Origin of the sequence: Phenylobacterium sp. (assembly GCF_037189685.1) — a bacterium.
Lineage (GTDB): Bacteria > Pseudomonadota > Alphaproteobacteria > Caulobacterales > Caulobacteraceae > Phenylobacterium.
The window spans coordinates 121509-145423 of record NZ_JBBCIT010000001.1; the positions used below are offsets into that span (position 1 = coordinate 121509).

The window sequence follows — 23915 nt, forward strand, 5'->3', positions numbered from 1 at the left end:
TGTAGCGGTGCTCGAAGGGAGCTAGCGCCCGCGTAGGGTGAGCGTGACACGGCCAGGCTTTCGCGCGGCGACCACCACCTCCTGGGCCTCGAAGGTCGCCTCGGCATCGCCCGTCACCGAGAGGTGGAAGCCTTCCGGAAACTGGACCGCGGGCGCATAGATCTCGGTCGGGGCCGAGATGGCCGGGTCGGCGTCCCACACGGCCTCGAACACCCGGGTTTCCCGGTCGAAGCGGACCTGTTCGAGCCGCCCCTGCACCGCCCGCGGATAGGGGCGGCAGAATCCCTCGATCGCCCGGCCCCCCGAGTCGGGGCCGGATGCCGCGTCCGCCTGGTCAGCCGAGTAGATCGACAGGTCTTCCTGGTTCCAGCCGTCGCCGATCATGAGATCGTTGCGGTTCGAGGCGGTATAGTTCCACTGGGCCGAGTGGATCTGCAGGGCGTCGATGGCGTCGTACATCAGGCTGAGCGCTGCGACGTGGGCGTCCCACATCGCCGGCTCGCGCCGGCCTTCGGCCCACAGGTCGTAGGCTCGGCCGTCGTCCAGGTCGAACGGGATACCGAATTCGCCCAGCAGCGACGGCGCGCCGCCGCCCGGGAACGTCGCCGCAGGCCGTGTGCTGCGGAACGCGATCTGTCGCGTGAAGCGTTCACGCACCTGGGCGGCCGAGGTGGCTTCCTCACCGGTGGCGAGATCGAACGAGGCGTTCGGGTCAAACGCCTTGAGATAGAGCGTCGCCGAGTCGTACCAGTGGCTGGCGTTGACCGTGCGCTCGGGCAGGCTGGCGGGGAAGGGCCGGCCAGCCGCCGCGCCATAGGGATCGATCTCGGCGAACACCGACCATTCAGGGTTCTCGGCCCGGGTGACGTCGGCCACCTGGCGGAACAGCGGGCCGAAGCCGTCCTCGGAGATGGTGATCCGCCGGCCGCCTCGGGTGCGGAAGAATTCCTCGTCCAGCGCTTCCGCACGGCCACTCGTGACGCGGTAGGCGCCGGCGCGTTCGAACGGGCAGTCCCCCGTCCAGATCCGAACGCCGTCGGGGTTGAGCACTGCCGTCTCGCCCACGTCGCGCGAGCGGCCCGTCCGCGGATCGCGGACCAGGCGCGGGACCTGGACCGTCAGGCCCTGGGCGGCGGCGAGGGAATCCAGCGCCGACAGCGCCGGGCCGGGCGCCGCACGGCCGGGGTTGTCCTCGCTGGGGCCGAGGTGGCGGTAGCTCAGCCGCTCGCCGACCCAGCCGGGGGCCGGCTCGTTCAGGGTGTCGAAGCCCAGAACGTTGGGCAGGCCCTTCACGCGGCGCGCGACCTCGCGCATCGCGCCGAGGTAGGCCTGTTGCAGCACGTCCTGGATGTTGCGGCCGTCGACCTTGAAATCGGGGGTGAAGGTCCGCCCGCCCCAGAACAGGGTCCACATGATGGCCGCGGCCGGCAGGCGGTTGTTCCCGCCCCAGCTCATCTGGGGATAGGCGTCCTGGCGGCCGCCCAGGGCGTAGTCGTACTTGGCCTGCATGACGTGGGCCGCGCCGGCGCGGTGGAACCGGGTGAAGTCCAGGCCGGCCGCCTCGAAGGTCCAGCCGGGGGCGCCGTCGCCGCCGGTCATCCGGCTCCAGGCGTCCTGGTGGAAATCGATGAAGACGTGGAAGCCGTGCTCACCGGCGCGGCATGTCACCTCGGCGAGGTAGTCGAGATAGGCCTCGTCATAGCGGCCCGGCCCCGCATGCTCGACCGCCTCCCAGGTGGTGAGCAGGCGCAGCAGGTTGAACCCCCAGTGGCGCAGCCGGCCCAGGTGCTCGTCGGCCTCTTCCAGCGGGAACGGGCGGCCGATGAACGACACCTCCCGATGGTCCGAGAAGTCGGAGGGGAAGTTCGTGCCACCGCAGGGGAACGGGACCTTGCAGTCACCGCCCAGGTTGACCCCGCGCAGGATCACCTGGCGGCCGGCGGCGTCGAGGAACAGCCGCCCGGACTGGCGAACCGGCGAGATATCCATGCTTCCTCCGCGCGCCGCAGCGACTGGCAATTTATCCATCTAATATTGCCTACTGGACGATTTCAGATCGAAAATCTAGACAAGGCGCATGGAACGGCGAGCTTTCGGATCGACAGGCCTGGACGTCGGCGTCCTCACCTATGGCGCCATGACGATCTCGACCGATCCAGGGCTGAGGGACGGGATCGCCCCCTCGCTGCTGGCCGCGCTCGAGGCGGGGGTGAACCTGGTCGACACGGCGCGGGTCTATCCGGGCTCGGAAGAGATCGTGGGCGCGACGATCCGCGCCTGGAGCGGCCCGGCCCCCCATGTCTCCACCAAGGTGCGGTCGCGGGCGCGGGACGCCTACCGCTTCGCCTGCCCCGTCTCCGAAGCCTATCCGCCCGCAGCCATCCGCGAGTCGGTGGAAGACAGCCTGAAGGCCCTGGGCCGCGACGTGCTGGACATCGTCCACCTGCATCAGTGGCACTACGGCTGGACGCACGACCTGTCGTGGCTGGAGACGCTGCACGCCCTCCGCGACGAGGGGAAGCTGCGGCTCATCGCCGTCAGCGTCCAGGACCACGAGCACGACGCGGCGCTGGAGCTGGTGAGCCGCGGGCTGGTGGACGGCGTGCAGGCCATCGTCCATCTCTTCGAGAGCCGACCGGCCAATGCGCTGCTGCCGCTCTGCGCCGAACGGGGCGTGGGCGCGATCGCCCGCTGCGTGCTGGATTCCGGCGGCCTGACCGGCGGGCTCAGCGCCGAGGACTTCACCGCGCGCACCTTCCTCAAGCACGCGCCCCATGCGGACTATGCGGCCCGGCTGGCGGCGCTGGAGGCCGCCTTCGTCCCGCATGTGGCCGAGAGCCTGCCCGAACTGGCGCTGCGCTTCACGGCCTCGCTGCCGGGCGTCTCGACCCTGACCCTCGGCCTGCCCGAGCGCCGGTTCGTGACGGACGCCGCCCACAGCCTGGCGAAAGGGCCCTTGCCGGACGAGGTGATGACCGCGATCCGGCGCGAGCACGTCTGGAGCCGGAACTTCTACGAGAAGCTCCTGTGAGCCGGTCGGTCAGCTTCTGCTTCGACGACGGCTTCCGCCGGACCGCAGGCGGGGTGCGCGAGGTGTTCGAGGCCCGCGGCGTCCACGCGGCCTTCTGCGTGCTGGCCGCGCCGGAGCAGACGGCCGACCCGTTCATCCGCGCGACCCCCGTCGCGGACTGGGGCTGGTGGCGCGAGACGGCGGCGGCGGGGCATCCGGTAGAGGCGCACGGCTGGGCGCATGAACGCCTCGCCGACCTGCCGCTGCCCGAGGCCCTGGAGGGGCTGGACCGGACCCTGGACGTGTTCCGGCGCGAACTGCCGGGCTTCGAACCGTCGCGGCAGGTGTTCCACCTGGCCTACCTCGCCGCGCCGCAGGCGGTGGTGGACCACCTGGCCCTGAGGTCGCTGGGCGTCCGGCGCGCCCTGGGCGGCGCCGGGCTGAACGCCGCGCCGGGCCGGGACATCGACTGCGTCACCTTCGGCGACCCCGCCGACGAACGGCTGACCGCCCGGATCGACCGCTTCCTCGGCGAGGAGGACGGCTGGCTCGTCCTGGTGCTGCACGGCCTGGACGGCGAGGGCTGGGGGCCGGTCCGCCGGACGACCCTGGAAGCCCAGCTCGACCGCCTGCTGTCGGCCGGCGTGCGCGTGGCGCCGCCCAGCCACATGCTTCCGGCCGGAGGCTGAACGCGCGCCGCCGGGGCTTTGCGGCGAGGCTAGGCGATCGTCGCCACGCCGGCGTTCCCGTCCTCGTCGCCCCAGGCGACGCGCCGGGCGTCGGGGCTCATGGCCAGGGCGGTGATCGCCGCGCCCTTCTCGGCCTTGATCCGCTCGATCCGCTCGCCGGTGACGTCGGCGGCCCAGACCCGGCCGTCATCGAGGCCGGCGGCCAGCCAGGCGGTCTGGGGGGCGGTGGCGATGCGCGTCGTCAGCGCCGCGTCGTCCCAGCCGATCTCGGCGGCCTGCTTGCCCATCGGCCCCGTGGCGCCGGCGAAAGGCCAGCAGACCGCGCCGTTGGCGCCCGAGGTGGCCAGCAGGGCGCCCTTCTGGAGGAAGGCGAGGCTCCTCACCTTCGACGGATAACCGCCCATCCGCATGTTCTTCTCGTCGGCCACGCGCCAGCCGTGGAGCTGGTTCTCCTGCATGCTGCTGACCAGGAACCGGCCGTCGGGGCTCCAGGCGAGGCCGATATGGCTGCCCGCCCATTTCAGGACCACCGGCTTCTGGTCGGCGATCCGGGCGTACCACAGGCAGGCGCCGCCGTAGGTGGCCACGGCCAGGCGGCGGCCCTTGGGATCGAAGGCGACGTCGGCCACCGACGCCTCATGGGTGAAGACCCGCGTGAAGGCCGGGTCCGCAGGATCGCGGACGTGCAGGTCGCGCCCCGCGGCGAAGGCGATCAGCTTCGAGTCCGGCGACGCCGCCAGCGATTCGATCCAGCGGCCCGGAATCCTGGCGATCTCGGCCGCGCCCGCGGGCGTCGTCGACACGACCCGGCCATCGTCGCCGCCCGTGAGAACGCCGTCGCCGGTCGGGGGCAGACAGGCCGAAAGCACCGCGCCGTCGTGGACCTCGACCCCCTCGCCGCCTTCATAGCGAAGGGTCCCGTCCCCCAGGGCGAAGGCGGCGCGGCCGGCGCGATCGAAGAGGGCGGCCGTCACATAGGCGTCAAAAGCGAAGGTCATGGGGCGTCGAAGGCGAAGGTCATGGCGTCGCTCTAGTCTCTGGGGGGCGGCGCGGGCAAGGCGATTGGCGACAGGACCGGCGCCGGACCGCATCCGAACGGCGTTCGGGCGCTTTCGGCTTTACAAGCCCCCGACGGCTTGCCAATGGTCCGGACGACGGGCGCGGACGCGAGCGCTCATGGGAAGGAATTGACGGTATGGGCGCAAAGGTTGGCGGAGGGGGCGGCTCGAAGTTCGACCTCGGCCAGAACGCGGACATGAACGTGACGCCCTTCGTGGACGTCATGCTCGTGCTCCTGATCATCTTCATGGTGTCGATCCCGGCGGCGACGACGTCGATCAAGCTCGACCTTCCGCCCGCGATCCCGCCGCCCCCCGGGACGGTGGTGAAGGAACCCACCCTGATCAACATCCAGCGCGGCCAGGCCGTGTTCATCGGCGAGCAGGCGACGTCGCTCGAGCGCCTGATCCCGGATCTGTCGGCGCGCCTGTCGACGGACGATCCGACGATCCCGCCGACCGAACAGCGCGTCTACATCCGCGCCGACCGCGACGTGGTCTACGGCGACTTCATGGCCGTGATGAACACGCTGCAGGGCAACGGCTTCTATCAGGTCGCCCTGATCAACGAAGAAATCTAGGCGCTCTTCGCAGCTTCGAGTTCCGAAGGCCCGTCGGGAAACCGGCGGGCCTTTTTCGTTGCCCGCAGTTTGGGCGCCCCCAATTTGGCGCCCCGAATCGTCGCCCCGAATTTGACGCTCGACGCCACCCGGCGGGATGTCGCTTGTAGGGATTTACTTTTGTAGTATCTTACAAATGTAACCTTACGGAGATCGTCATGGGAGCCGCTCTTTCCGCACGCAACGACACCTGGGGCGTGCCCCAGAACGCAGACATCAACGTCACGCCGTTCGTCGATGTGATGCTGGTGCTCCTGATCATTCTCATGGTGGCGCTGCCGGTCTCGACCGTCTCCGTGAAGGTGGACCTGCCCCAGGCCTCCGCGGCGCCGCTGCCGGCCCCGCCGCCGGTTGTCGTCAGCCTGACGCTGGCGGGTGTTGTCTACGTGGGCGACCGCCCGACGACCCTCGAGGCCCTGCCCGACGATGTCGCCGCCGCCCTGGGGCCACAGGCGGAAACCCAGCGCATCCATCTGCGCGCGGACGAGGCCGTGAGCTACCGCGCCCTGATGGACGTCATGAACCGCCTGCGCGAACGCGGATACGAGCGCATCGGCCTGGTGGGCGAGGAATTCTGAAGGCGCTTCCCCCAGCCGGAACAGCGTGAACGACCCGCCTCCGGAAATGGTGTCGCCCCCGTTCACCCTTAACGGCCGCACAACCCTGTCGGGCTACGGTGGGCCTGAAATGGTGGGGCCAGAACAGCCTCGGACAAGCGCGAAAAGGGCGTAGGCGAACATGTGGCAGACGATCGAGGTCGATGTCGGACCCGACCGTGTCCGGGGCCGCTACCGGCTGGAGGGGCGCCGCCTGGTGCTGGAGTGGCGCGGCGGGCGCAGCTTTGCCTGGTGCGGCCAGGTGAGGCCCGAGATCGTCGCCGTCAGCGCCCTGCGCCGCCTCAGTTCGGCGGGGCCGCTGGCGGCCTGACCCGGCGGGACATGACCCCGGCCGGACACGACGGCCGGCGTCTCCGTGCGAGCGGGAACCCAGGGTTCCGCTTCCATAGCCTTCTGGGACGGGTCGCCGGGACAAGCTCGGCGATAACGATCTCAGGTGGTTCAACGCTGTATCGGGACACCCGTCCCTGACAGCCTCTAAGCCGCCAGGCAGTTCTCGAAGCCGGCGCGCAGGGCGTCGTCGTCGAGGTTGCGGCCGATGAACACCAGGCGGGAATAGCGCTTGTCTCCGTCACGCCACGGCCCCTGGAAGTCGCCCTCCAGGATCATGTGCACGGCCTGGAAGACCAGGCGGCGGTCTTCGCCCTTCACGTCCAGGATGCCCTTCGCCCGCAGGATGTCGGGGCCTTGCGTCTGGAGCACATTGTTGAGCCAGGCTGTGACGCGATTGCCATCCACGGGCCGGTCGGCGGTCAACGACACCGACCGGATACCGCTCTCGGCCACATGATCGTGGATGTGGCCGTGGTCGTGGTGGTCATGGTCGTGGTGGTCGTGGTGGTGGTGATCGTGATCGTGATGATCGTGGCCGCAGTGCTCGTCGTGCACGTGGCCCGCTTCGCCGTGCGGCGGGTTCAGGAAGTCGGGCTGGAGTTCGGTCACCCGCGTCAGGTCGAAGGCGTGGCGGCCCAGGATGGTCTCCAGCGGCACGTTCGACCGCTCGGCCCGCCGGATCGGCGCGATGGGGTTCAGGGTCCGGATCGCCCGCTCCACCTCGCCGAGCTCGGCCTCGGAGACGAGGTCGGTCTTGTTCAGGATGATCTGGTCCGCGAAGGCGATCTGCTCGGCCGCCTCCCGGGAGTCCTTGAGCCGCATCGGAAGGTGCTTGGCGTCGACCACGGTGGTCACGCTGTCCAGTTCGGTCCTGGCGCGGACGTCGTCGTCCACGAAGAAGGTCTGGGCGACGGGGCCGGGATCGGCCAGGCCAGTGGTCTCGACGATGATCGCGTCGAACTTGCCCTTGCGCTTCATCAGGCCGGAAAGGACGCGGATCAGGTCCCCACGAACGGTGCAGCAGACGCAACCGTTGTTCATCTCGAAGACCTCTTCGTCGGCGCCGACGATCAGGTCGTTGTCGATCCCCACCTCGCCGAACTCGTTGACGATCACGGCGTACTTCTTGCCGTGATCCTCGGAGAGGATCCGGTTCAGAAGCGTCGTCTTGCCGGCGCCGAGATAGCCGGTCAGCACGGTGACAGGGGTCTTGGTGGCCGGCGCCTGGGGGGAGAGGGTCTCGCTCATGAGCCGACATGTAGTCGCCCGCGGGCGGCTTATGAAGGCAGGACTTATGGCCGGACGCGTCCTGGGCTAGTGTTATCCGATTGAAGTGTTATAGTATAACATAATGTCCGCCGCCGATCCTCCGCCCGCCGATCTCCGCCCGCTGGACACGTTCCGCGACGACCGAACCTATCAGGGGCGCACCTACCTGGGCGCGGACCATCGGCGCAACGAGCGCCGCACATGGCTCGTCACCGGCATCTGCGCCGCCACGCTGGCGGGACTGGTGGCCGGCGGGCTCCTCACCCAGTCCATGGCGCTCACGGCGGCGGGGCTGCACATGGCGGCCCACGTCGCCGCACTTCTGGTCGCAGCGGCGGCCTACGCCCTGGCGCGGCGTCATGCGGACAACCCCGCCTTCAGCTTCGGGACCGGAAAGCTGGGCTACCTCGCCGGCTTCGCGAACGGCGTGGTCCTGGCGGTGACGGCGGTGCTGATCGGCGCAGAGAGCCTGGACCGGCTGGGCAATCCGCACGAAGTCCACTTCCACGGCGCCCTGCCCTTCGCCTTGGGCGGCCTCGCCCTGACCACCCTCTGCATGCTGCTGCTGCGGCCGACGCGCGAGGCGGCGGCCCGCAACGACCCCCAGGGCGACCTCAATCTCTCGGCCGTCCACCTGCATCTGACCGCGGACGTGGCCGTCGGCGCCCTGGCGGTGGCGGCGATCTTCGCCGGCCGCATGGGATTCGCCGCCGCCGACCCCCTGGCCGGCCTGCTGGCGGCCGGCCTGGTCGCGCATTTCGCCTGGATGCTGCTGCACCGCGCCGGGGCCGCGCTGCTGGACATCAACCCGTCGCCCGAGCTGACGGCCGAAGTCCGCCGACGCCTGTCCGACCAGGGTGAGCAGGTGATCGACCTGCACCTGTGGCGCCTCGGGCCGGGACACCATGCGGTGATCGCCGTGATCGCGGCCGATCATCCGCAGGCCGTGGAGACCTACCGCGCGCGCCTCGACGGCCTTGCCGGCGTATCGCACGTCACCCTCGAGATCCGCGGGCCGGGCGGCGACCCCGGGCACGCGCATGGGCACGCTCACGGCCACGCCCGCTGAACCGCTCGCTGAACCGCCCAGGGGCGCTCAGGGGCGCTGGATGCCTTTGACCACCGTCAGCTTGATCGGTTCGCCCTCCAGGCTCTTGGACGCCCAGACGGCGCCCACGCCGCCGTCGGCCGGAAAGCTGGTGCAGTAGTTGAAGGGAATGGGGATGGGCTTGGCCTGCTTGAGGCACAGGCGCTGCCCGTCCCTCTGCGTCCAGTGGCCTGAAGACCATTTCCCGCGGCGGCCGAAGGCCTCCCAGGTGCCGTCGGCGTTGAACCAGAGCCACTGATACCGCCCATCCGGATACAGCGCCTTCACGGTGTTTCCGAAGGCTGCGGCGACCCCCTTGGGCGGCTCAGCGGCCCAAGCCGGCGCGCCGGCGACGGCGGCGGCGGCGGCGAGAAGGGTGAGGCTGAGCGTCGTTCGGGTCATGGGCCTGTGGACTACGCGGCAGGACTGGCGGGTTCGACCCCTCAGTGGCGAATCTCACCTGAACCGCAGATGACAGGCTTCGGCCGTCGATCTCAACCCCCGCTCAACCTCCCGGCTCAACCCCAGTAGGGGCCGACGCCATAGGGCGAATAGTAGCCGTAGATGGAATCCCGCGCGCTGAGGTCGTTCCAGCCGCTCAATTCGCTCTCGTCGATCGTCGGCGCCTTCTCGAGGGCGTCCTTCGCCACGGGAATCACATAGGCCCGCCGTTCGGTGTCGTAGGTCAGCAGGCGCCAGGGCACCGGGTGGTACTTCGCGCCGATCCCGAAAAGGCCGCCGAACGACAGGATGGCGTAGGCCACCTCGCCCGACACCTTCTCGATCGCGACGTCTTCGATCTTGCCCAGCTTCTCGCCGTCGGGGCTCACCACATCGGTCCCGTTGACGCGGTCGGCGGGGATCAGAGGGCGGACAGGTTCGGTCATGGCGGTTCTCCTTCCCTGGAGGGTTCGCAGGGAGAACGGGCGAGCCCGCCGTCGGTTCAGCGTACGACGACCACGGGACGCGCCTCCAGCGCCGCACGGCCCACCCCGTCCACTTCGTACAGCGCCTCCACAGGGCGACCGGACGCGACACCCAGGGCCGCGGCCGTCCCGGGATCGGCCGCCAGTTCGGCCGTCTGGATCACGCCGATGTCACGGGCGCCGGCGAGGATGAGGAATCGGTTCCCCGCGGCGCCGGTGAAGGCGGCCAGATACCCGTAGTCGCGATTGGGCCGGTCGCCCTGGGCCTTGCCGGCGCCCGAGACGTAGGTTTCGCCCGTTTCGCGATCGACAAGTTCGTCATAGGTGGCGCCGACGGCGAAGCGCGACCGCTCGAACACCGGCGGCTGCAGGACGCGCAGGCCCGAGAGGTAGCCGACATAGACGATGTCGGACGCCTTTAGCATGTCGGGCGTCAGGCGCGAGGCGGTCACGACCCGCACCCGGTCGGCGCGGCCGGCCGCCTGCCGGACCAGGGGCATGATCTCGCTTAGGGCCACGGTGGCGCCCACCGGGGTATAGTAGGTGTCCAGGTCGATGTAGCGGTTCTGGAACCGCGGGTTGTCCCTGAGCCAGGCGTCGAGGTCGGCCGGGCTGTTGACCTCGAACGCGCGGATCATCCGGCGGGGTTCGGCGCCGCCTTCGGTGTCTCCGAAGATGTAGTAGTCGCCCACGACGACCAGGACCGGCCGGTCGCGCCCGATCCCCGCCCAGAGCGGCGACGCGGCGGCGAGCGCAAGCTGACGGGCGGGCGCCGTGCTCCGGACCAACCACGCCCAGGCCGCCACGTTCCCCGCCAGAACCACGGCGCCGGCGGCGAACGCGGAGATCAGCCAGGACGGGCGGCGCGGCGCGGCCGAAGGGCCGGAGGGCGGGATGGAGACCTCTCCGTCCTCCGCCGCCACGAGGTCCAGCCGATATTGGCCGACCGGGATGGTCAGCCGGCAAGGCTGGCCGGCGCCAGGGCCGGCGTAGAACGCCTCGAGCTTGCGGCGCAGGCGGTGGATATAGACCCGAACCGAAGCGTCACCCGAGAGGTCCGGCGTCCGCCCGAAGACGTCCAGGGCGACATCGGCCTCACGGAGCGACCGGCCGCGATTGGCGGGATCGGCCAGGTAGTCGAACAGGCGCTCCAGGCCGTGGCTTCGCCCCAGCACGCGGGCCTTTCGGATCTGGGCGACCTGTTCGGCGATGGCGTCGGCAGCGTCCAAGGCATACCCGGCATTCGAGCGAGAAGGCGTCTGTAACCCCGTGTAACGTCCCTGGAAACCGTAAAGTACGCGCGCGCGAAGGGCCGCCCTTCTAGCGATCCCGCAAAGACGGGCTCACCGCTTGGTGAGATATAAGTGTTATAATATAACACATTTTTTTGGGGGTATGAGATCGATGACCGGCAGATATCTGGCAAGGGCCTTCGCACTGGGCAGCGCGCTCGCCGTTGCGGCAGGCGGCGGCGCGGCGGCCGCGGCGGATGCGACGGTGGACGAGCTGCTGGTCACCGCGCGGCTGGACGAGACCCTGCCGCAGGAGCTGGCGCGCTACGGCAGCGACCTGGAGGTGGTGAGCGCCGAGATCGTGCGCCGCAACGTCTACGTGGACGTCTCCCAGGCGCTGCAGATGCAGGTGCCGGGCCTGTTCCTCTCGCCCCGCAACGGCCCGTTCTCGTACGCCGACATCGCGCTGCAGGGCTCGCGCACCGGCGACGTGCTGTGGCTGGTGGACGGGGTGCGGATCAACAACCGCCTCTACACCGCGACCAGCCCGGCCGACACCCTGCCGGCCAGCATGGTCGAACGCATCGAGGTGCTGAAGGGCGGCCAGAGCCTGTTCTACGGGACCCAGGCGGCGGCCGGCGCCATCAACATCGTCACCCGGCCCTACGCCGACGAACTGACCGGCTCGCTGACCGTGGGCGGCCATACGAACGGGGGCGTTCACGCCGACGCCCTGGTCCGCGGGCCGGCGGGGCCGGCGCGGTTCGTGGCCTGGGTCTCGAAGGACGAGGCCAAGGGCTACGACACCTTTGACGTCTTCCAGCCCAGCGCCACGGCGCGCAAGCGCGGCTACGACGTGGTCAGCTTCGGCGGCAAGCTGGGCCTGGACCTAACCGAGGACCTGACGCTCAACCTCTACTACCAGCACACCGACGCTCACCTGGACTATCCCAACCCGCGGCTGACGCGGCTGTCGTTCAACGACCGGGACGAGGAGATCGGCAGCATCAGCCTGGACTGGACGGCCAGCGACCGGGTCGCGATCTCGGTCAAGGGCTACTACCACGACTGGGACAGCGTCTATTCGACGGTGAACAACGTGCCCGGCAATCCCGCCGCGCCGCCGGTGATCGTCGACGACCTGACCTACTGGGGGTACGAGGACTATGGCGTCGCGGTGCTGGCCAAGCTGAACCTGCACCGCGGGTTCGAGTACCAGCTCGGCTATGACTATCAGAACTTCAACGGCCGCGACGACGTGCTGCTCATCGCCCAGCAGACCGAGAAGGTGCATGCCCTGGTGGCCCAGGTGCGGACCACCGACGACCTCTTCGAGACCGCCCGCTTCGCCGCCGGCGTCCGCTACAACAAGACCAGGGAGAGCGAGAAGACGGTCTGGAACCTGTCGGGCCGCTGGGACGCCACGCCGGCGCTGTTCGTGGAGGGCATGGTCGGGACGTCGTTCATCCTGCCCAGCGCCGAGCAGCTCTTCGGCATCGATCCCTGCTGCGCGGTGGGCGACCCCGCCCTGAAGGCCGAGCAGAGCCTGAACGGCAATCTGTCGGTCGGCGGGCAGGCCGAGCGGTTCGCCTGGCGGCTCACCGGCTTCGCGCGCAAGATCGACGACCTGATCGTGGACGACTACAGCCAGCCCGGCTTCCCGGACGGGATCTATGTCAACGTGGACCGCGAGGTGCGCTCGCGCGGGGTCGAGGGGCAGGCCACGGTGCAGATCGCCGACGGGCTCTCGGCCCGCGGCTCGTTCGCGCTGACCCGGACGCGGACCGAGGGCGCGGGCCGCCAGTTCGACCGCATCCCCAAGGCCCAGGCCAAGGCGAGCCTCAGCTACGACTCGCCCGAGCGGCCGTTCGGCGCCTCGGCCAGCCTGCTGTGGACCGGCGACGTCTACCAGCAGGTCACCGGCTTCGGGCGGGTGAACTACGGCGACTACGCGGTCGTGGACCTGGCGGCCTATGTCTATGTGGACGGCGACGCGCGGCGCCATCGCCTGACGGCGCGGCTGGAAAACGCCTTCGACGAGGATTACGCCACGCGGGTGAACTCGGCCGTGATCGACCTGTCGACCCAGCGCTTCCTCTACGGCTTCCGGGGCGTGCCCCGGACCCTGCACGTGAGCTACGCCTATTCCTTCTGACGCCTCCCTGCGCCCGGCGCGGAAGGCCTGGGCCCCGAGGTGGCTGGTCCTGACCCACCGTTGGGTCGGGATCGTCATGGGGCTCCTGATGCTGCTGTGGTTCCTGAGCGGCGTCGTGATGCTGTTCGTGCGCTGGCCCGAGGTGACGGCGCAGGAACGCGCCGCCGGCCTGCCGCCGATCGCCTGGAGCCAGTGCTGCACGCTGGGCGAGGCGCAGCCGGCCCAGGAGTTGCGTCACGCCACGGTGGAGGACCTGGCCGGCCGCCCCGTGCTGCGGTTCGACGGCGGGGTTCTGGACCTTTCCACCGGCGCGCCGGTCGAGCGGGTGACGGCGGACGAGGCGGCGGCGGTCGCCCGGGCCTACGCCGCCGCGCACGGGATCGCCGGGACGCCCGGCGCGGCCGCAGCGGTGACGCGCGACCAGTGGACGGTGACCGGCTACTTCAACGCGCGGCGGCCGTTCCACCGCTTCCGCTTCGACGACCCGCGCGCCACCGACGTCTACGTCTCGGCCCGGACGGGCGTGGTGGCCCAGGTGACCGACCGGCCGACGCGCATCCTCAACTGGCTGGGGCCGATCCCGCACTGGCTCTATCCCGAGATCCTGCGCGCCAACACGCCGCTGTGGAGCCAGGTGGTGATCTGGACCTCGATCGTGGGGACGTTCCTGACGGTGACGGGGCTCTATCTGGGCGTGGTCGCCTGGCGGCCCCCTTCGCGGTCGGGGCGGGACCGGCGCCTCACGCCCTACCGCGGCTGGATGGCCTGGCACCACCTGACGGGGCTGGCGGCGGGCGTGCTGACGCTGACCTGGGTGGCGAGCGGCCTGGTCTCGATGAACCCCTGGGGCTTCCTGGAGGGCAGCCCGGACAGCCGCGTCGAAGCGCTGACAGGAAGCTTCACCCTGGGCGAGGCGGTCCAGGCAGCCGCGGCGGCGCAGGCAGCCGGCGTCTCGGCGCGGCAGATCGAGACCGCGCCCCTGGCCGGCCGCCTCCACCTGATGGCCGACGGCGTGCGGCTGGACGCCCAGGCGCGCCCGACGCCCCTGGCCGCCCCCGAACTCGCAGCGGCCGCGGCGCGGCTGGGCCCCGCCACATCGGGGGGGCTGATGACACGCGAGGACACCTACTACTTCGGTCACCACACGCCGGTCGTCCTGCCGGTCTACCGGGTGATCCTGGACGACGGCGTCCGGTTCTACCTGGACCCGGCATCGGGCCATGTGATCCGCCGGATCGACGGCGCGCGACGCGGCTATCGCTGGCTTTTCGAAGCGCCGCACCGCCTGGACTTCATCCGCGGATTCGACCGCGGACCCGCCTGGACGGCGGCGATGGTCGTCCTTCTGCTCGCCGCGACGACCGGGGTGGCGACCGGAGTCTGGCTGGGCTGGCGGCGTCTCCAGGCAGACATGGGACGGCTGCTGCGACGGCGGTGAGGCCGAGGGCGCGCCTGTGGGTGGGATCGGACACGACAAAGCCCCCGGCGCCGTGCGCCGGGGGCTCGGTCTGCGTCCGGCCGCAGCTTACCTTGGAGCCGGGTTACCTCGGAGCCGGGGGCGGAACGGTCGCCGGGGCGTCCTTGGCCGCATCGCGGATGGCGTCGGCCTTGCTGTCCGCGGCGTCCTTGACGGCGTCGGCCTGCTTGTCGAGGGCGTCGGCCGTGGCCGGCATGCCGGCCTGATTGGCGGCGTCAGCCTGGTTTTCCAGCTGGGTGGCCGTCACATCGGCCTGGGCCTCGACCGCGTCGGCCTGGGCGTCAGCCGTCTTTTCGGCAGGCGAACCGCACGCGGCCAGGCTGAGGGCGCCGAGGGCGGCCGTAGCCGCGATGATCATACGCATGTCCGTCTCTCCAGAATGAGGTGGCGGGACGAAAACACACGAAGCCGTGATCGGTTCACCGAGCCGGCGGATTTTTCAGCGGACGACGTCCTCCTCAGGACTTCACGAACGGCTGGCTCAACGTGGGCTGGCCTGTGATCGCCAACAGCGCGTTGGCTACCGCAGGCCCGATCACCGGCGTTCCGGGTTCGCCAACGCCCGACGGCGGATTGGCCGACGGCAGGATGTGCGTCTCCACCGTCGGAGCCTCGGAATGGCGCAGGACCCGGTAGGAATCGAAGTTGCCCTGATCCACCGCGCCGTCGGTGAGCGTGATCTCGCCGAACAATGCGCCCGAGAGGCCATAGCAGGTCCCGCCCTCCATCTGGGCCGCCACCTGGTCAGGGGCGATGGCCGTGCCGCAATCGACGGCGGTCACGACGCGGCCGACCCGGGGAACCCCGCCTTCAAGCTTCACCTCGGCCACCTGAGCCACCACCGATCCGAAACATTCGTGGACCGCGACGCCGCGGGTCCAGCCGGCGGGTGGCGGCGCACCCCATCCGGCCTTCTCCGCGGCGAGGTCCAGCACGGCCAGATGCCGGTCGGCGCCGGCCTTCCGATAGAGGACGCGGCGATAGTCGACCGGATCCTGGCCCGCGCGCCGGGCAAGCTGGTCGATGGTGTGCTCCATCACATAGGCCGTGTGGGTGGCGCCCACCGAGCGCCACCACAGCACCGGCACCCCGACGTCTGGGGTGAGGAGCTGGGCGTCCACCACCGGCGTGGCCTTGAGATAGGGGGAATCGACCACGCCCTCCACGGCGGTCATGTCCACGTCGCCGCCGACCGGCGCGCCCGGCGGGGCGTCCTTCAGGATCGACTGGGTGACGATGCGGTGGCGCCAGGCGGCCGGGAAGCCCTGGGCGTTCACGGTCACGCGCACGGTGTGGTGTGTCAGCGGACGGAAGTAGCCGGCCCGCATGTCGTCTTCGCGGGTCCACACCAGCTTCACCGGCCGGCGCTTCATCTTCTTCGCGATCTGGACGCACTCGACCACGTAGTCCGACCCGAAGGTGGTGCGCCGACCGAACGAGCCGCCGGCGAACAGCGTCTCGATCTCGATCGAACCCGGCAGGGCGGGCGTCACCATCGCCACGTTGATCTGGTCCAGCGTCGGGGCCTGGGAGCCGAAGACCAGCCGGGTCGGCCCGTCGCCCACCGTGGCCACGCAGTTCATCGGCTCCATCGCGGCATGCGCCAGGTAGGGGAAGTCGTAGGCCAGTTCCAGAGCGGCCGTACCGCCGGACGGGGCGGCGTCACCGCGGGTGACGAACGGCGCCCATTTGGCCTTCCCGGGCGGCCCGCGCCTGCCTGAGGCGTAGTCGTGGAACTCGCCCAGAATCTGCTCCGAACCCCGTGTTTCGGCCTTGGCCTCGTCCCATTCCACCTTGAGCGCATCGCGGCCCATCCTGGCCGCCCAGGTGGTTTCGGCCACCACGGCGACGCCGCTGGGGATCTGGTGGACCGCCACCACGCCCGGAACCTTCCTGGCCTCCGCCGCGTCGAACGCCTTGACCCTGGCGCCGAACTTCGGCGGGTGGGCGACCATGGCCGTCAACATGCCGGGCAGGCGGACATCCTGGGTATAGCGGGCCGTGCCATCGCTTTTGGCGCGGCTGTCCTTGCGACGCACGCGGTCGCTGCCGATCAGGGTGAAGGCCTTCGGATCCTTCAGCATGGGCTGCGCGGGCGGCGTCACCCTGGCCGCAGCCTCCAGCAGCTCGCCGAAGCCGGCCTGCTTGCCCGACGCATGCGACAGGATACCGTTCCTGACCGCGATCTCGGCCGCCGGCACGGCCCAGGCGGCTGCGGCCGCCTGGACGAACATGGCGCGCGCCGCCGCGCCCGCAGCACGCATCTTCGGCCAGGAATCCGAGAGGGCCGACGATCCGCCCGTCCCCTGGGTTCCGCCCATCAGGCCGTTCCCGTAGAGCCTGGCGTTGGCAGGCGCCTGCTCGACCTTCACCTTCGCCCAGTCGGCGTCGAGCTCCTCAGCGACAATGGCCGCAAGGCCCGCGTGGGCGCCCTGGCCGAACTCGATGTGCTTCGAGACCACCGTGACGCCGCCGTCGGGCGAGATCCGGATGAAGGGCCCGAAGGCGCCGGGCTCGACCCTGGAGCCGGCCGACAGCATGTCGGGCAGCGAGCAGCCCACCAGCAGAGACCCGCCCGCCAGGGTGGCGCCCACCACCAGGACGTCGCGGCGGGAAGGGGCGGAGGGAGGGCGGACCATCCTGTTCACGCCGCGGCTCCTCCGGCGGCCGCCTTGATGGCGGCGTGGATACGCTGATAGGCCCCACAGCGGCAGATATGGCCGTCCATCGCCGCGGAGATGGCTGCATCGTCGGGATTGGGGTCGTTGTTGAGCAGGCCCAGGGCGCCCATGATCTGGCCTGACTGGCAGTAGCCGCACTGTGGAACGTCCAGTTCCACCCACGCCTGCTGGAGGGGATGCTCGCCGCCCAGACCCTCGATGGTGGTAATCTTCGACCCCCCGAGCGCGGAGACCGGGGTGAGGCAGGACCGGATGGGCTGGCCGTCTGCCAGGACCGTACAGGCGCCGCATTGCGCGACACCACAGCCGTATTTCGTGCCAGTCAGCCCCAGTTCATCCCGGAGCACCCAGAGGAGGGGTGTGTCGGGCGGCGAGTTGACGTTCACCTGCCGTCCGTTCACATCCACTGTCGTCGCCATGAGGCCAAGTCCCTGCTTGTTCGCATCGATCCTAACGCTGTTCAGACCGCCGCGTAAATCGAGCCTTGGCCACCCTTGACGCCGCGAGCGTATTGCGTACCGGACTTAGGAAACAGGAGTTGTCATGCTTCGCGCCGTCGTCGTCGCCGCCCTCGCCCTGGCGGCCTCGCCCGCCATCGCCCAGGACGGCGCTCAACTCTTCAACATGCAATGCCGCATGTGCCACAGCGGCTCGCCGATGGGGCCTTCGCTGGCCGGCGTGGCGGGCGGAGAGATCGCGTCGAAGAGCTTCGCCTATTCCCCGGCGCTGAAGGCCAAGGGCGGCGTCTGGACGGACGAGAGTCTCGACGCCTACCTGAAGGCTCCGACGACCTTCGCGCCCGGCACGAAGATGCTGGTGTCGGTGTCCAACCCCACCCAGCGTGCGGCGATCATCGCCTACCTGAAGACGCTGAAATAGGCCGACAGCAGGCCGATGGACGTATTCCCCGCCTTCTTCCCGCTGTCCGGCCGCACGGTGGTCATCGCGGGCGAGGGCGAGGCGGCCGAGGCCAAGGCCCGCCTGTTCGAAGGCTCGCCCGCCGAGGTGGTGCGCCTGACCGGGCCGGACGCGCTGGACCCGCGCGCCTACCTCGGCGCGACCCTGGCGTTCGTGGCGGCCCGCGACGACGACTGGGCCCGCGCCGCCGCCGAGGCCGCGCGGGCGGCCAACGTGCCGGTGAACGTCGTGGACCGCCCCGCGCTCTGCGACTTCACGACGCCCGCGGTGATCGACCGGGGCGAAGTGGTGGCGGCCATCGGCACGGGCGGCGCCTCGCCCATGCTGGCCACGATGCTGCGCCACGACATCGAGGCGCGCCTGCCCGAGGGGACAGGCCAGGTGGCCGCCCTGTTCCGCAGCATGCAGGGTGAGATCCGCGAGACGCTGCCCGAAGCCGCCGCCCGGCGCCGCTTCCTGCGCGCGGCCCTCAACGGGTCGGCCGCCGACGCGGCGCGGAAAGGCGACATGGAGGCCGCGAAGGCGCGGCTCCGCGCCGCCCTGTTCGAGGGCCCGACCCCGCAGGGACAGGTGGGCTATCTCGACGCCCGGGGGCCCGCGGACCTCCTGAGTCTCCGCGCCGTCCGCGCCCTGGCGGCGGCCGACGTGCTGGTGGTGGACGCCGACGTCCACCCCGACGTCCTGGCGCTGGCCCGACGCGACGCCGAGCGGCTGACCCCGCGCAGCGTGGCCGAGCTGGCCAAACTGGCCGCCGAAGGGCTTTCCGTCGTGCGGGTGGTCGCGACGCCGGCGTGGCGCGCGGAACTGGCCGCACTGAACGCCGCCGGCGTGAGCGCCGACGTGCTTCCCATCGCCCGCTGACCCCGCGCCGCTTGACTTCGCCGGGCCGGGCGGATCGCATCGGGACGTACTGCGAGGGGGAGTTCCGATGCGTGCAGTCCTTGCGGCCGGCGTGGCGCTTTCCGTCCTGGCGGGCGCGATCCCGCTTCAGGCGCACGCCCAGGCGATCGATCCGAAGATCGCCGCGCGGGTCGACCGGGTGCTGGCCAGGACGCCGCTGATCGACGGCCACAACGACGTGCCGTGGACGCTGCGGCAGCACGTGGGCGTCCACCCCGAACGGCTGGACTTCGACGCCGACACGTCCGGAATCCGATCGCCCGGCGGCCCCGGCATGATGACCGACATCCCGCGCCTGCGGGCCGGCAAGGTGGGCGGGCAGTTCTGGTCGGTCTACATCCCCTCCAGCATCGACGGGCCGGCGGCGGTGCAGACCACGCTGGAGCAGATCGACATCGTGAAGGGGTTGTCGGCCCGCTATCCCGACGTGTTCGAGATGGCGTATTCGGCCGACGACGTCGTGCGTATCCACAAGGCGGGGAAGATCGCCTCGCTGGTGGGGATCGAAGGCGGCCACCAGATCAACGACAGCCTGCCGGTGCTGCGCCAGATGTACGACGCCGGGGCGCGCTACATGACCCTGACGCACGCGCTCAACACGCGCTGGGCCGACAGCGCCACGGCCAACCCCCAGCACGGCGGGCTGACCGCGTTCGGCCGCGCGGTGATCGCCGAGATGAACCGCCTGGGGATGCTGGTCGACCTCAGCCACGTGTCGGAAGAGACGATGAGGGATACGCTGGAGGTCGCGCAGGCGCCGGTGATCTTCTCGCACTCGGGCGCGTCGGCGGTGGCCGAACACGCGCGCAACGTGCCGGACTCGGTGCTGGCGCTGGTGAAGCAGAACCGCGGCGTGGTGATGGTCAACTTCATGCCCACCTATGTCTCGCGCGAGCGGACGGTGTGGGCGGCCAACCGCTCGGCCGAGCTGGCGCGCTACAATTCCCCGCCGTTCGGCGGCCTCTACATCGGCTACCCCGAGAAGGCCCGCGCCGCGCTGGCGGAGTGGGAGAAGGCCAATCCCCGGCCCCCGGTGACGCTGTCGATGGTGGCCGACCATGTGGAGCACCTGGCCAGGGTGTGCGGCGTGGACTGCGTGGGGATCGGCTCGGACTTCGACGGCATCGGCGACACGCCCGAGGGCCTCGAAGGCGTCGACAAGTTCCCCGCCCTGCTGGCCGAGATGGCCCGCCGCGGCTGGAGCGACGCCGACCTGGCGAAGCTGGCGGGCGGCAATGTCCTGCGGGCCATACGCGAGGCCGACGCCGTCGCCAAGCGGCTCCAGGCCGGGACGCCGGCCTCGTACGCGACGATCGCCGAGACGGACGGGCCGAAGAAATAGGCGCCGTCAGGCCGTCTTCCGGGGGCGGCCGCGACCGGCCTTCCGCACGGGCTTCGCCACCGCCTTGGGCGTGGTCGCCGGCGCCCGGCGCCGCCGGCCGCCGCGCTGGCCCTCGAGCGCCTCTAGCCGCTGGATGACGATGTCGCGCATCGGCTGGGCCCCGGCGAAATAGTGGGTGATCAGGTCGTGCAGCCGCTCGCCGTCACGCGCGATCAGGGCGTCGACGATCTCGCGGTGTTCGGCGTGGTGGTCGCGCTCGCGGTCGGTCTCGAAGTCGGCGTAGAGGTTGAGGTAGCGTTCGGCCCGGTCGCCCAGGTTGGCGAAGATGCGCTCCAGCACCGGCGAACCCGAGCCCGACAGCAGCTCGCGGTGCAGGGCCTTGTAGGCGCGCTGCCACAGCTCGCGCGCCAGCGGGTCGCCGTCGGGCAGGACCTTGCGCACCTTCATGGTGCGGTGGAGCATCACGACCACGCGCTCCTCCCAGGCCTGGTCGCCCCGCTCGACGCTCTTGAACAGCACGAGCTGGTAGACGGCCTTGTAGGCGTCGACCACGTCGATGTAGTCGGCCACCGACACGGGAGCGACGCGATAGCCCTTCTGGTGTTCGTGGACCACGAGTCCGGTGGACGACAGCAGCAGGATCGCTTCGCGGATCGGGCTGTGGCCGACCTTGTAGAACTTGGTGAGCTGCTCGACCTTGAGGCGCTCGTCCGGCTGGAAGACGCCGCGGACGATGTCGCGCTGCAACCAGAACGCGGCCTTGTCGGTGGGACCCGGAAGCTCGGGGGTGAGCGCCTCCAGCTCTGGGCTGGTGAAGGTGGCGACGGAGGGCTGCGAGGTCGGCATTCGATTCCCGGTGGCGGCGATTCTCAGATCCGCGTGCCGGAATCCTAGAGTCTATCGGCTCTGCTTGAAAGCGGACGCGATACCCACAGGTGCACCAGCTTCATCCGAAGCGACCTTGCCGGACGGAATCGATCCATTCCGACGATGATCCGCCCTCCGACGCCTTGAGGAAGATCAAGCGCCCTGGCGGCGGGTCGGCCTGAGGACGCTGCCTGAGTAAGACGGCCCTGAGTAAGACGGCCTGGGCGTCACGTCAGCCGCAGCGTTCCCTTCACCCGGATGTCGCCCGCCGAGCGGCCCACCAGGATGTCGTACGGCCCGGGGTCGACGGGCCAGGACCGCGTCTCCGGATCATAGGGCGCGAAGGCGCGGGGTTCGAGCGTCAGCGTCACCCGCCGCGATTCGCCGGGTTCGAGACGGACCTTGGCGAAAGCCTTCAGCTCCTTCGGCGGCCGCGGCAGGCGCGGCTCGAGTTGGGAGACATAGACCTGGACCACCTCGGCCCCGGCGCGGTCGCCGGTGTTCTCCACGACCACCGACAGCGCCACGGACGCGCCGGCCGCCGCCGTCCCGGCCATCTCGAGGTCGCGGATCTCGAAGCTGGTGTAGGCGAGGCCGTGGCCGAAGGGGAACAGCGGCTTGACGCCCGACTGATCGAAGCCCCGGTAGCCCATCGCCAGGCCCTCGGCATAGTCACAGACGGCCGGGTCCGGATCGGGCGCGTGCGCCGGATGGTCGCCGAAGGCCCGCGGCCAGGTGATCGGCAGCCTGCCGCCGGGGTCGCGGTCGCCGAACAGCACGGCGGCCAGGGCGTCCGGGCCGGTCTCGCCGGGCAGCCACATCTGGAGGACCGCGCGCGCCTCGTCGATCCAGGGCGCCTCGAACGGCGAGCCCCCGTTGAGGACGATCACGGTGTTCGGGTTGATTGCCAGGATGCGGCGGGCGAGGTCGTCCTGTCCGCCGGGCAGGCGCATGTCGGGCCGGTCATAGCCCTCGGCCTCGGTCACGATCCCCGATCCCAGCACCAGCACCACCGCGTCGGCGTCGCGGGCGGCCTCCAGCGCGCGTTCGAGCGGCTCGGGGGGCGGGCGCACGCCCAGGCCGAAGTATTCGTAGCCCGAGGCCTTCGGGACGTAGTCGATCTCCAGGCGATAGCCGCGGCCGGCGGTCAGTTCGGCGGGCGCGAGACGACGCGGCACAGCCTGGCCGATGACGTCGAAGTGGTCCTCAGCCGCCGCCGTCCCGGGCGTGACCAGCGGCCGGCCGTCCAGGGTGAGGCGGGCCACGCCGGTCGCACGCACGCCGAACTCGTAGATCCCGGTCTCGTTCGGCCAGAACCAGCCGCTCCAGCGGTAGGATCCCACCGGCGCGCGGGTGGCGGCGGCCATGTTGGGGCTGGACCAGCGGACGAAGTTGCGTTCCAGCGCCGTCCGCGCCGGCGCGCCCGAGAAGTCGACGGAGTCGAAGTACTCCGCGTGCAGCCCTTCGGCGTCGCGCGCCTCGGTGGGGCTGAACGCCCACGGGTCGGGCCCCACGGGAAAGGGATCGTTGTCGACGCCGCGGGCCTCCAGCACGGCGACGCCCTGACCCAGGAAATCCCGCAGGCCCTCGGCCGGGGTCTTCACGCGGTCGGTGACCACGCGCGAACTGCCGCCGCCCTGAAGCAGGCAGCGCGCGGCGTTGGGGCCGATCAGGGCGACGGACTTCAGTTCGCGCGACAGCGGCAACAGGCCGTCGTTCTTCAGCAGCGTCATGGCCTCGCAGGCCGCATCGAGGGCGATGGCCTTGTGGCGGGCCGTGCGCAGCTCTCCCTTCGGCCGTTCCGCGCCGTCCAGCAATCCGCAGCGGACGATCAGGCGGACCACGCGGGCGGCGTTGTCGTCGATCTGGGCCTCGGGAACGACTCCCGCCCTGACCGCGGCCAGCAGCTTGTCGCCGAACCACTTCGGCGGCCCGGGCATCTCCAGGTCGAGGCCGGCGTTGGCGGCGGGCGCCGTGGAATGGGTGGCGGCCCAGTCCGACACCACCATGCCCCTGTAGCCCCACTCTTCCTTGAGGATGTCGGTCAGCAGCCGGCGGTGCTCGGAGGCGTAGGTCCCGTTCAGCTTGTTGTAGGACGCCATGACCGTCCACGGGTCGGCTTCGGCCACAACCCGCTCGAAGGCGGCGAGGTAGAGTTCGCGCAAGGTCCGCTCGTCGACCCGGGCGTCGACGACGAAGCGCTCCAGCTCCTGGTTGTTGGCGGCGTAGTGCTTGAGCGACGCGCCGATCCCCTCGCCCTGGAGCCCCTGGACATAGGCGGCGCCCATGACGCCGGCCAGGTAGGGGTCCTCGGAATAGGTCTCGAAGTTCCGGCCCCAGGTCGGAATGCGCATCATGTTGATGGTGGGCGCCAGCACGACGTGGTCGCCCAGCGCATGCGCCTCGCGGGCGATCGCCGCAGCGACGGCGCGGGCCGTGTCCGGGTTCCAGGTCGCGGCGACGGCGACGCCCACGGGGAAGACCGTCGCGGGCACGCCGCGGATCGAGCGCACGCCCGTCGGCCCATCGGTCATCTGCAGGGACGGTACGCCCAGACGCTCCACGGGATAGAGGTTGAAGGCGCTGGCGCCTGCCAGCAGCGTGACCTTCTCCTCCAGCGTCAGGCGGGCCATCAGGTCGGCGACGCGGGCGTCGAGGGGGGCCTTGGGGTCGAGGAAGGTCTCTGTCATGAGGACTCCACTAGGCCGTGACGCCGGCATGTAAAAGGCCCGGC

The 23915-nt window shown here is 70.5% G+C and carries 22 protein-coding genes; 11 read left to right on the plus strand and 11 right to left on the minus strand.

All coding sequences use genetic code 11. From position 1 onward, the window contains the following. Positions 1-21 precede the first annotated feature (21 nt). Complete coding sequence (locus tag WG212_RS00605) at positions 22-1989, minus strand: cellulase family glycosylhydrolase (protein ID WP_337185118.1); 1968 nt, start codon at positions 1987-1989, stop codon at positions 22-24. Between the two features lie 88 nt (positions 1990-2077). On the opposite strand from WG212_RS00605, the gene WG212_RS00610 reads away from it, so the two are divergent. Then, positions 2078-3031 carry an aldo/keto reductase gene (locus WG212_RS00610; protein ID WP_337185119.1) on the plus strand — a complete coding sequence of 318 codons (954 nt, stop codon included), beginning with the start codon at positions 2078-2080 and terminating at the stop codon, positions 3029-3031. Further along, positions 3028-3699 (plus strand): polysaccharide deacetylase family protein, encoded by a 672-nt coding sequence (locus WG212_RS00615; protein ID WP_337185120.1) that lies wholly within the window; start codon positions 3028-3030, stop codon positions 3697-3699. Before WG212_RS00610 ends, WG212_RS00615 begins: the two co-directional genes overlap by 4 nt. A gap of 29 nt (positions 3700-3728) precedes the next feature. Here WG212_RS00615 and WG212_RS00620 read toward each other — a convergent pair whose 3' ends face one another. Then, the gene (locus WG212_RS00620; protein ID WP_337185121.1) at positions 3729-4697 is read right to left on the minus strand and encodes a WD40 repeat domain-containing protein; all 969 of its coding nucleotides are present in this window, start codon (positions 4695-4697) and stop codon (positions 3729-3731) included. Positions 4698-4894: 197 nt separating this feature from the next. Here WG212_RS00620 and WG212_RS00625 point away from each other — a divergent pair, with 197 nt between their 5' ends. The 3 genes from WG212_RS00625 to WG212_RS00635 all read left to right on the plus strand — a co-directional run bounded on the left by WG212_RS00625 (position 4895) and on the right by WG212_RS00635 (position 6304). Continuing rightward, entirely contained in the window at positions 4895-5338 is a 444-nt protein-coding gene (locus tag WG212_RS00625) for a biopolymer transporter ExbD (RefSeq protein WP_293375580.1), read from the plus strand. 197 nt (positions 5339-5535) lie between these two features. Then, the gene (locus WG212_RS00630; protein WP_337185122.1) at positions 5536-5955 is read left to right on the plus strand and encodes a biopolymer transporter ExbD; all 420 of its coding nucleotides are present in this window, start codon (positions 5536-5538) and stop codon (positions 5953-5955) included. A gap of 160 nt (positions 5956-6115) precedes the next feature. Continuing rightward, positions 6116-6304 (plus strand): hypothetical protein, encoded by a 189-nt coding sequence (locus WG212_RS00635; RefSeq protein ID WP_337185123.1) that lies wholly within the window; start codon positions 6116-6118, stop codon positions 6302-6304. 167 nt (positions 6305-6471) lie between these two features. Here the strand turns inward: WG212_RS00635 and WG212_RS00640 are convergent, their stop codons facing one another. Beyond that, entirely contained in the window at positions 6472-7575 is a 1104-nt protein-coding gene (locus WG212_RS00640) for a GTP-binding protein (RefSeq protein ID WP_337185124.1), read from the minus strand. Between the two features lie 103 nt (positions 7576-7678). Between WG212_RS00640 and WG212_RS00645 the strand changes: the two genes are divergently transcribed. Then, positions 7679-8665: a cation diffusion facilitator family transporter gene (locus WG212_RS00645; protein WP_337185125.1), complete on the plus strand. Its 987-nt coding sequence runs from the start codon at positions 7679-7681 to the stop codon at positions 8663-8665. Between the two features lie 27 nt (positions 8666-8692). Here the strand turns inward: WG212_RS00645 and WG212_RS00650 are convergent, their stop codons facing one another. The 3 genes from WG212_RS00650 to WG212_RS00660 all read right to left on the minus strand — a co-directional run bounded on the left by WG212_RS00650 (position 8693) and on the right by WG212_RS00660 (position 10838). After that, the gene (locus WG212_RS00650) at positions 8693-9085 is read right to left on the minus strand and encodes a hypothetical protein (protein WP_337185126.1); all 393 of its coding nucleotides are present in this window, start codon (positions 9083-9085) and stop codon (positions 8693-8695) included. 116 nt (positions 9086-9201) lie between these two features. Continuing rightward, positions 9202-9570: a PRC-barrel domain-containing protein gene (locus WG212_RS00655; RefSeq protein WP_337185127.1), complete on the minus strand. Its 369-nt coding sequence runs from the start codon at positions 9568-9570 to the stop codon at positions 9202-9204. 56 nt (positions 9571-9626) lie between these two features. Further along, positions 9627-10838 (minus strand): helix-turn-helix domain-containing protein, encoded by a 1212-nt coding sequence (locus WG212_RS00660; RefSeq protein ID WP_337185128.1) that lies wholly within the window; start codon positions 10836-10838, stop codon positions 9627-9629. 175 nt (positions 10839-11013) lie between these two features. Between WG212_RS00660 and WG212_RS00665 the strand changes: the two genes are divergently transcribed. Both WG212_RS00665 and WG212_RS00670 read left to right on the plus strand, forming a co-directional pair. Beyond that, complete coding sequence (locus WG212_RS00665) at positions 11014-12996, plus strand: TonB-dependent receptor (protein WP_337185129.1); 1983 nt, start codon at positions 11014-11016, stop codon at positions 12994-12996. Positions 12997-13045: 49 nt separating this feature from the next. Further along, positions 13046-14434, plus strand: a complete 1389-nt coding sequence (locus tag WG212_RS00670) for a PepSY domain-containing protein (RefSeq protein ID WP_337185240.1) — start codon at positions 13046-13048, stop codon at positions 14432-14434. 103 nt (positions 14435-14537) lie between these two features. Here the strand turns inward: WG212_RS00670 and WG212_RS00675 are convergent, their stop codons facing one another. From WG212_RS00675 to WG212_RS00685, 3 genes are all read right to left on the minus strand, one after another. Further along, the gene (locus WG212_RS00675; protein ID WP_337185130.1) at positions 14538-14837 is read right to left on the minus strand and encodes a hypothetical protein; all 300 of its coding nucleotides are present in this window, start codon (positions 14835-14837) and stop codon (positions 14538-14540) included. Positions 14838-14931: 94 nt separating this feature from the next. Then, on the minus strand, positions 14932-17112 hold the full coding sequence (locus WG212_RS00680) for a xanthine dehydrogenase family protein molybdopterin-binding subunit (protein ID WP_337185241.1): 2181 nt from the start codon (positions 17110-17112) through the stop codon (positions 14932-14934). Between the two features lie 5 nt (positions 17113-17117). Beyond that, a complete protein-coding gene (locus WG212_RS00685; protein WP_337185131.1) occupies positions 17118-17573 on the minus strand; it encodes a (2Fe-2S)-binding protein in 456 nt (151 codons plus the stop codon). A 124-nt stretch (positions 17574-17697) separates the two neighbouring features. On the opposite strand from WG212_RS00685, the gene WG212_RS00690 reads away from it, so the two are divergent. The 3 genes from WG212_RS00690 (at position 17698) to WG212_RS00700 (ending at position 20314) form a co-directional block, all read left to right on the plus strand. Next, positions 17698-18033: a c-type cytochrome gene (locus tag WG212_RS00690; RefSeq protein ID WP_337185132.1), complete on the plus strand. Its 336-nt coding sequence runs from the start codon at positions 17698-17700 to the stop codon at positions 18031-18033. 15 nt (positions 18034-18048) lie between these two features. Next, positions 18049-18933 (plus strand): NAD(P)-dependent oxidoreductase, encoded by an 885-nt coding sequence (locus WG212_RS00695; RefSeq protein ID WP_337185133.1) that lies wholly within the window; start codon positions 18049-18051, stop codon positions 18931-18933. Positions 18934-19000: 67 nt separating this feature from the next. Beyond that, positions 19001-20314 carry a dipeptidase gene (locus tag WG212_RS00700; protein ID WP_337185134.1) on the plus strand — a complete coding sequence of 438 codons (1314 nt, stop codon included), beginning with the start codon at positions 19001-19003 and terminating at the stop codon, positions 20312-20314. Positions 20315-20320: 6 nt separating this feature from the next. Here the strand turns inward: WG212_RS00700 and WG212_RS00705 are convergent, their stop codons facing one another. Next, a complete protein-coding gene (locus WG212_RS00705) occupies positions 20321-21160 on the minus strand; it encodes an FCD domain-containing protein (RefSeq protein ID WP_337185135.1) in 840 nt (279 codons plus the stop codon). 248 nt (positions 21161-21408) lie between these two features. Next, on the minus strand, positions 21409-23871 hold the full coding sequence (locus WG212_RS00710; protein ID WP_337185136.1) for a glycoside hydrolase family 3 C-terminal domain-containing protein: 2463 nt from the start codon (positions 23869-23871) through the stop codon (positions 21409-21411). Positions 23872-23915: the final 44 nt, after the last annotated feature.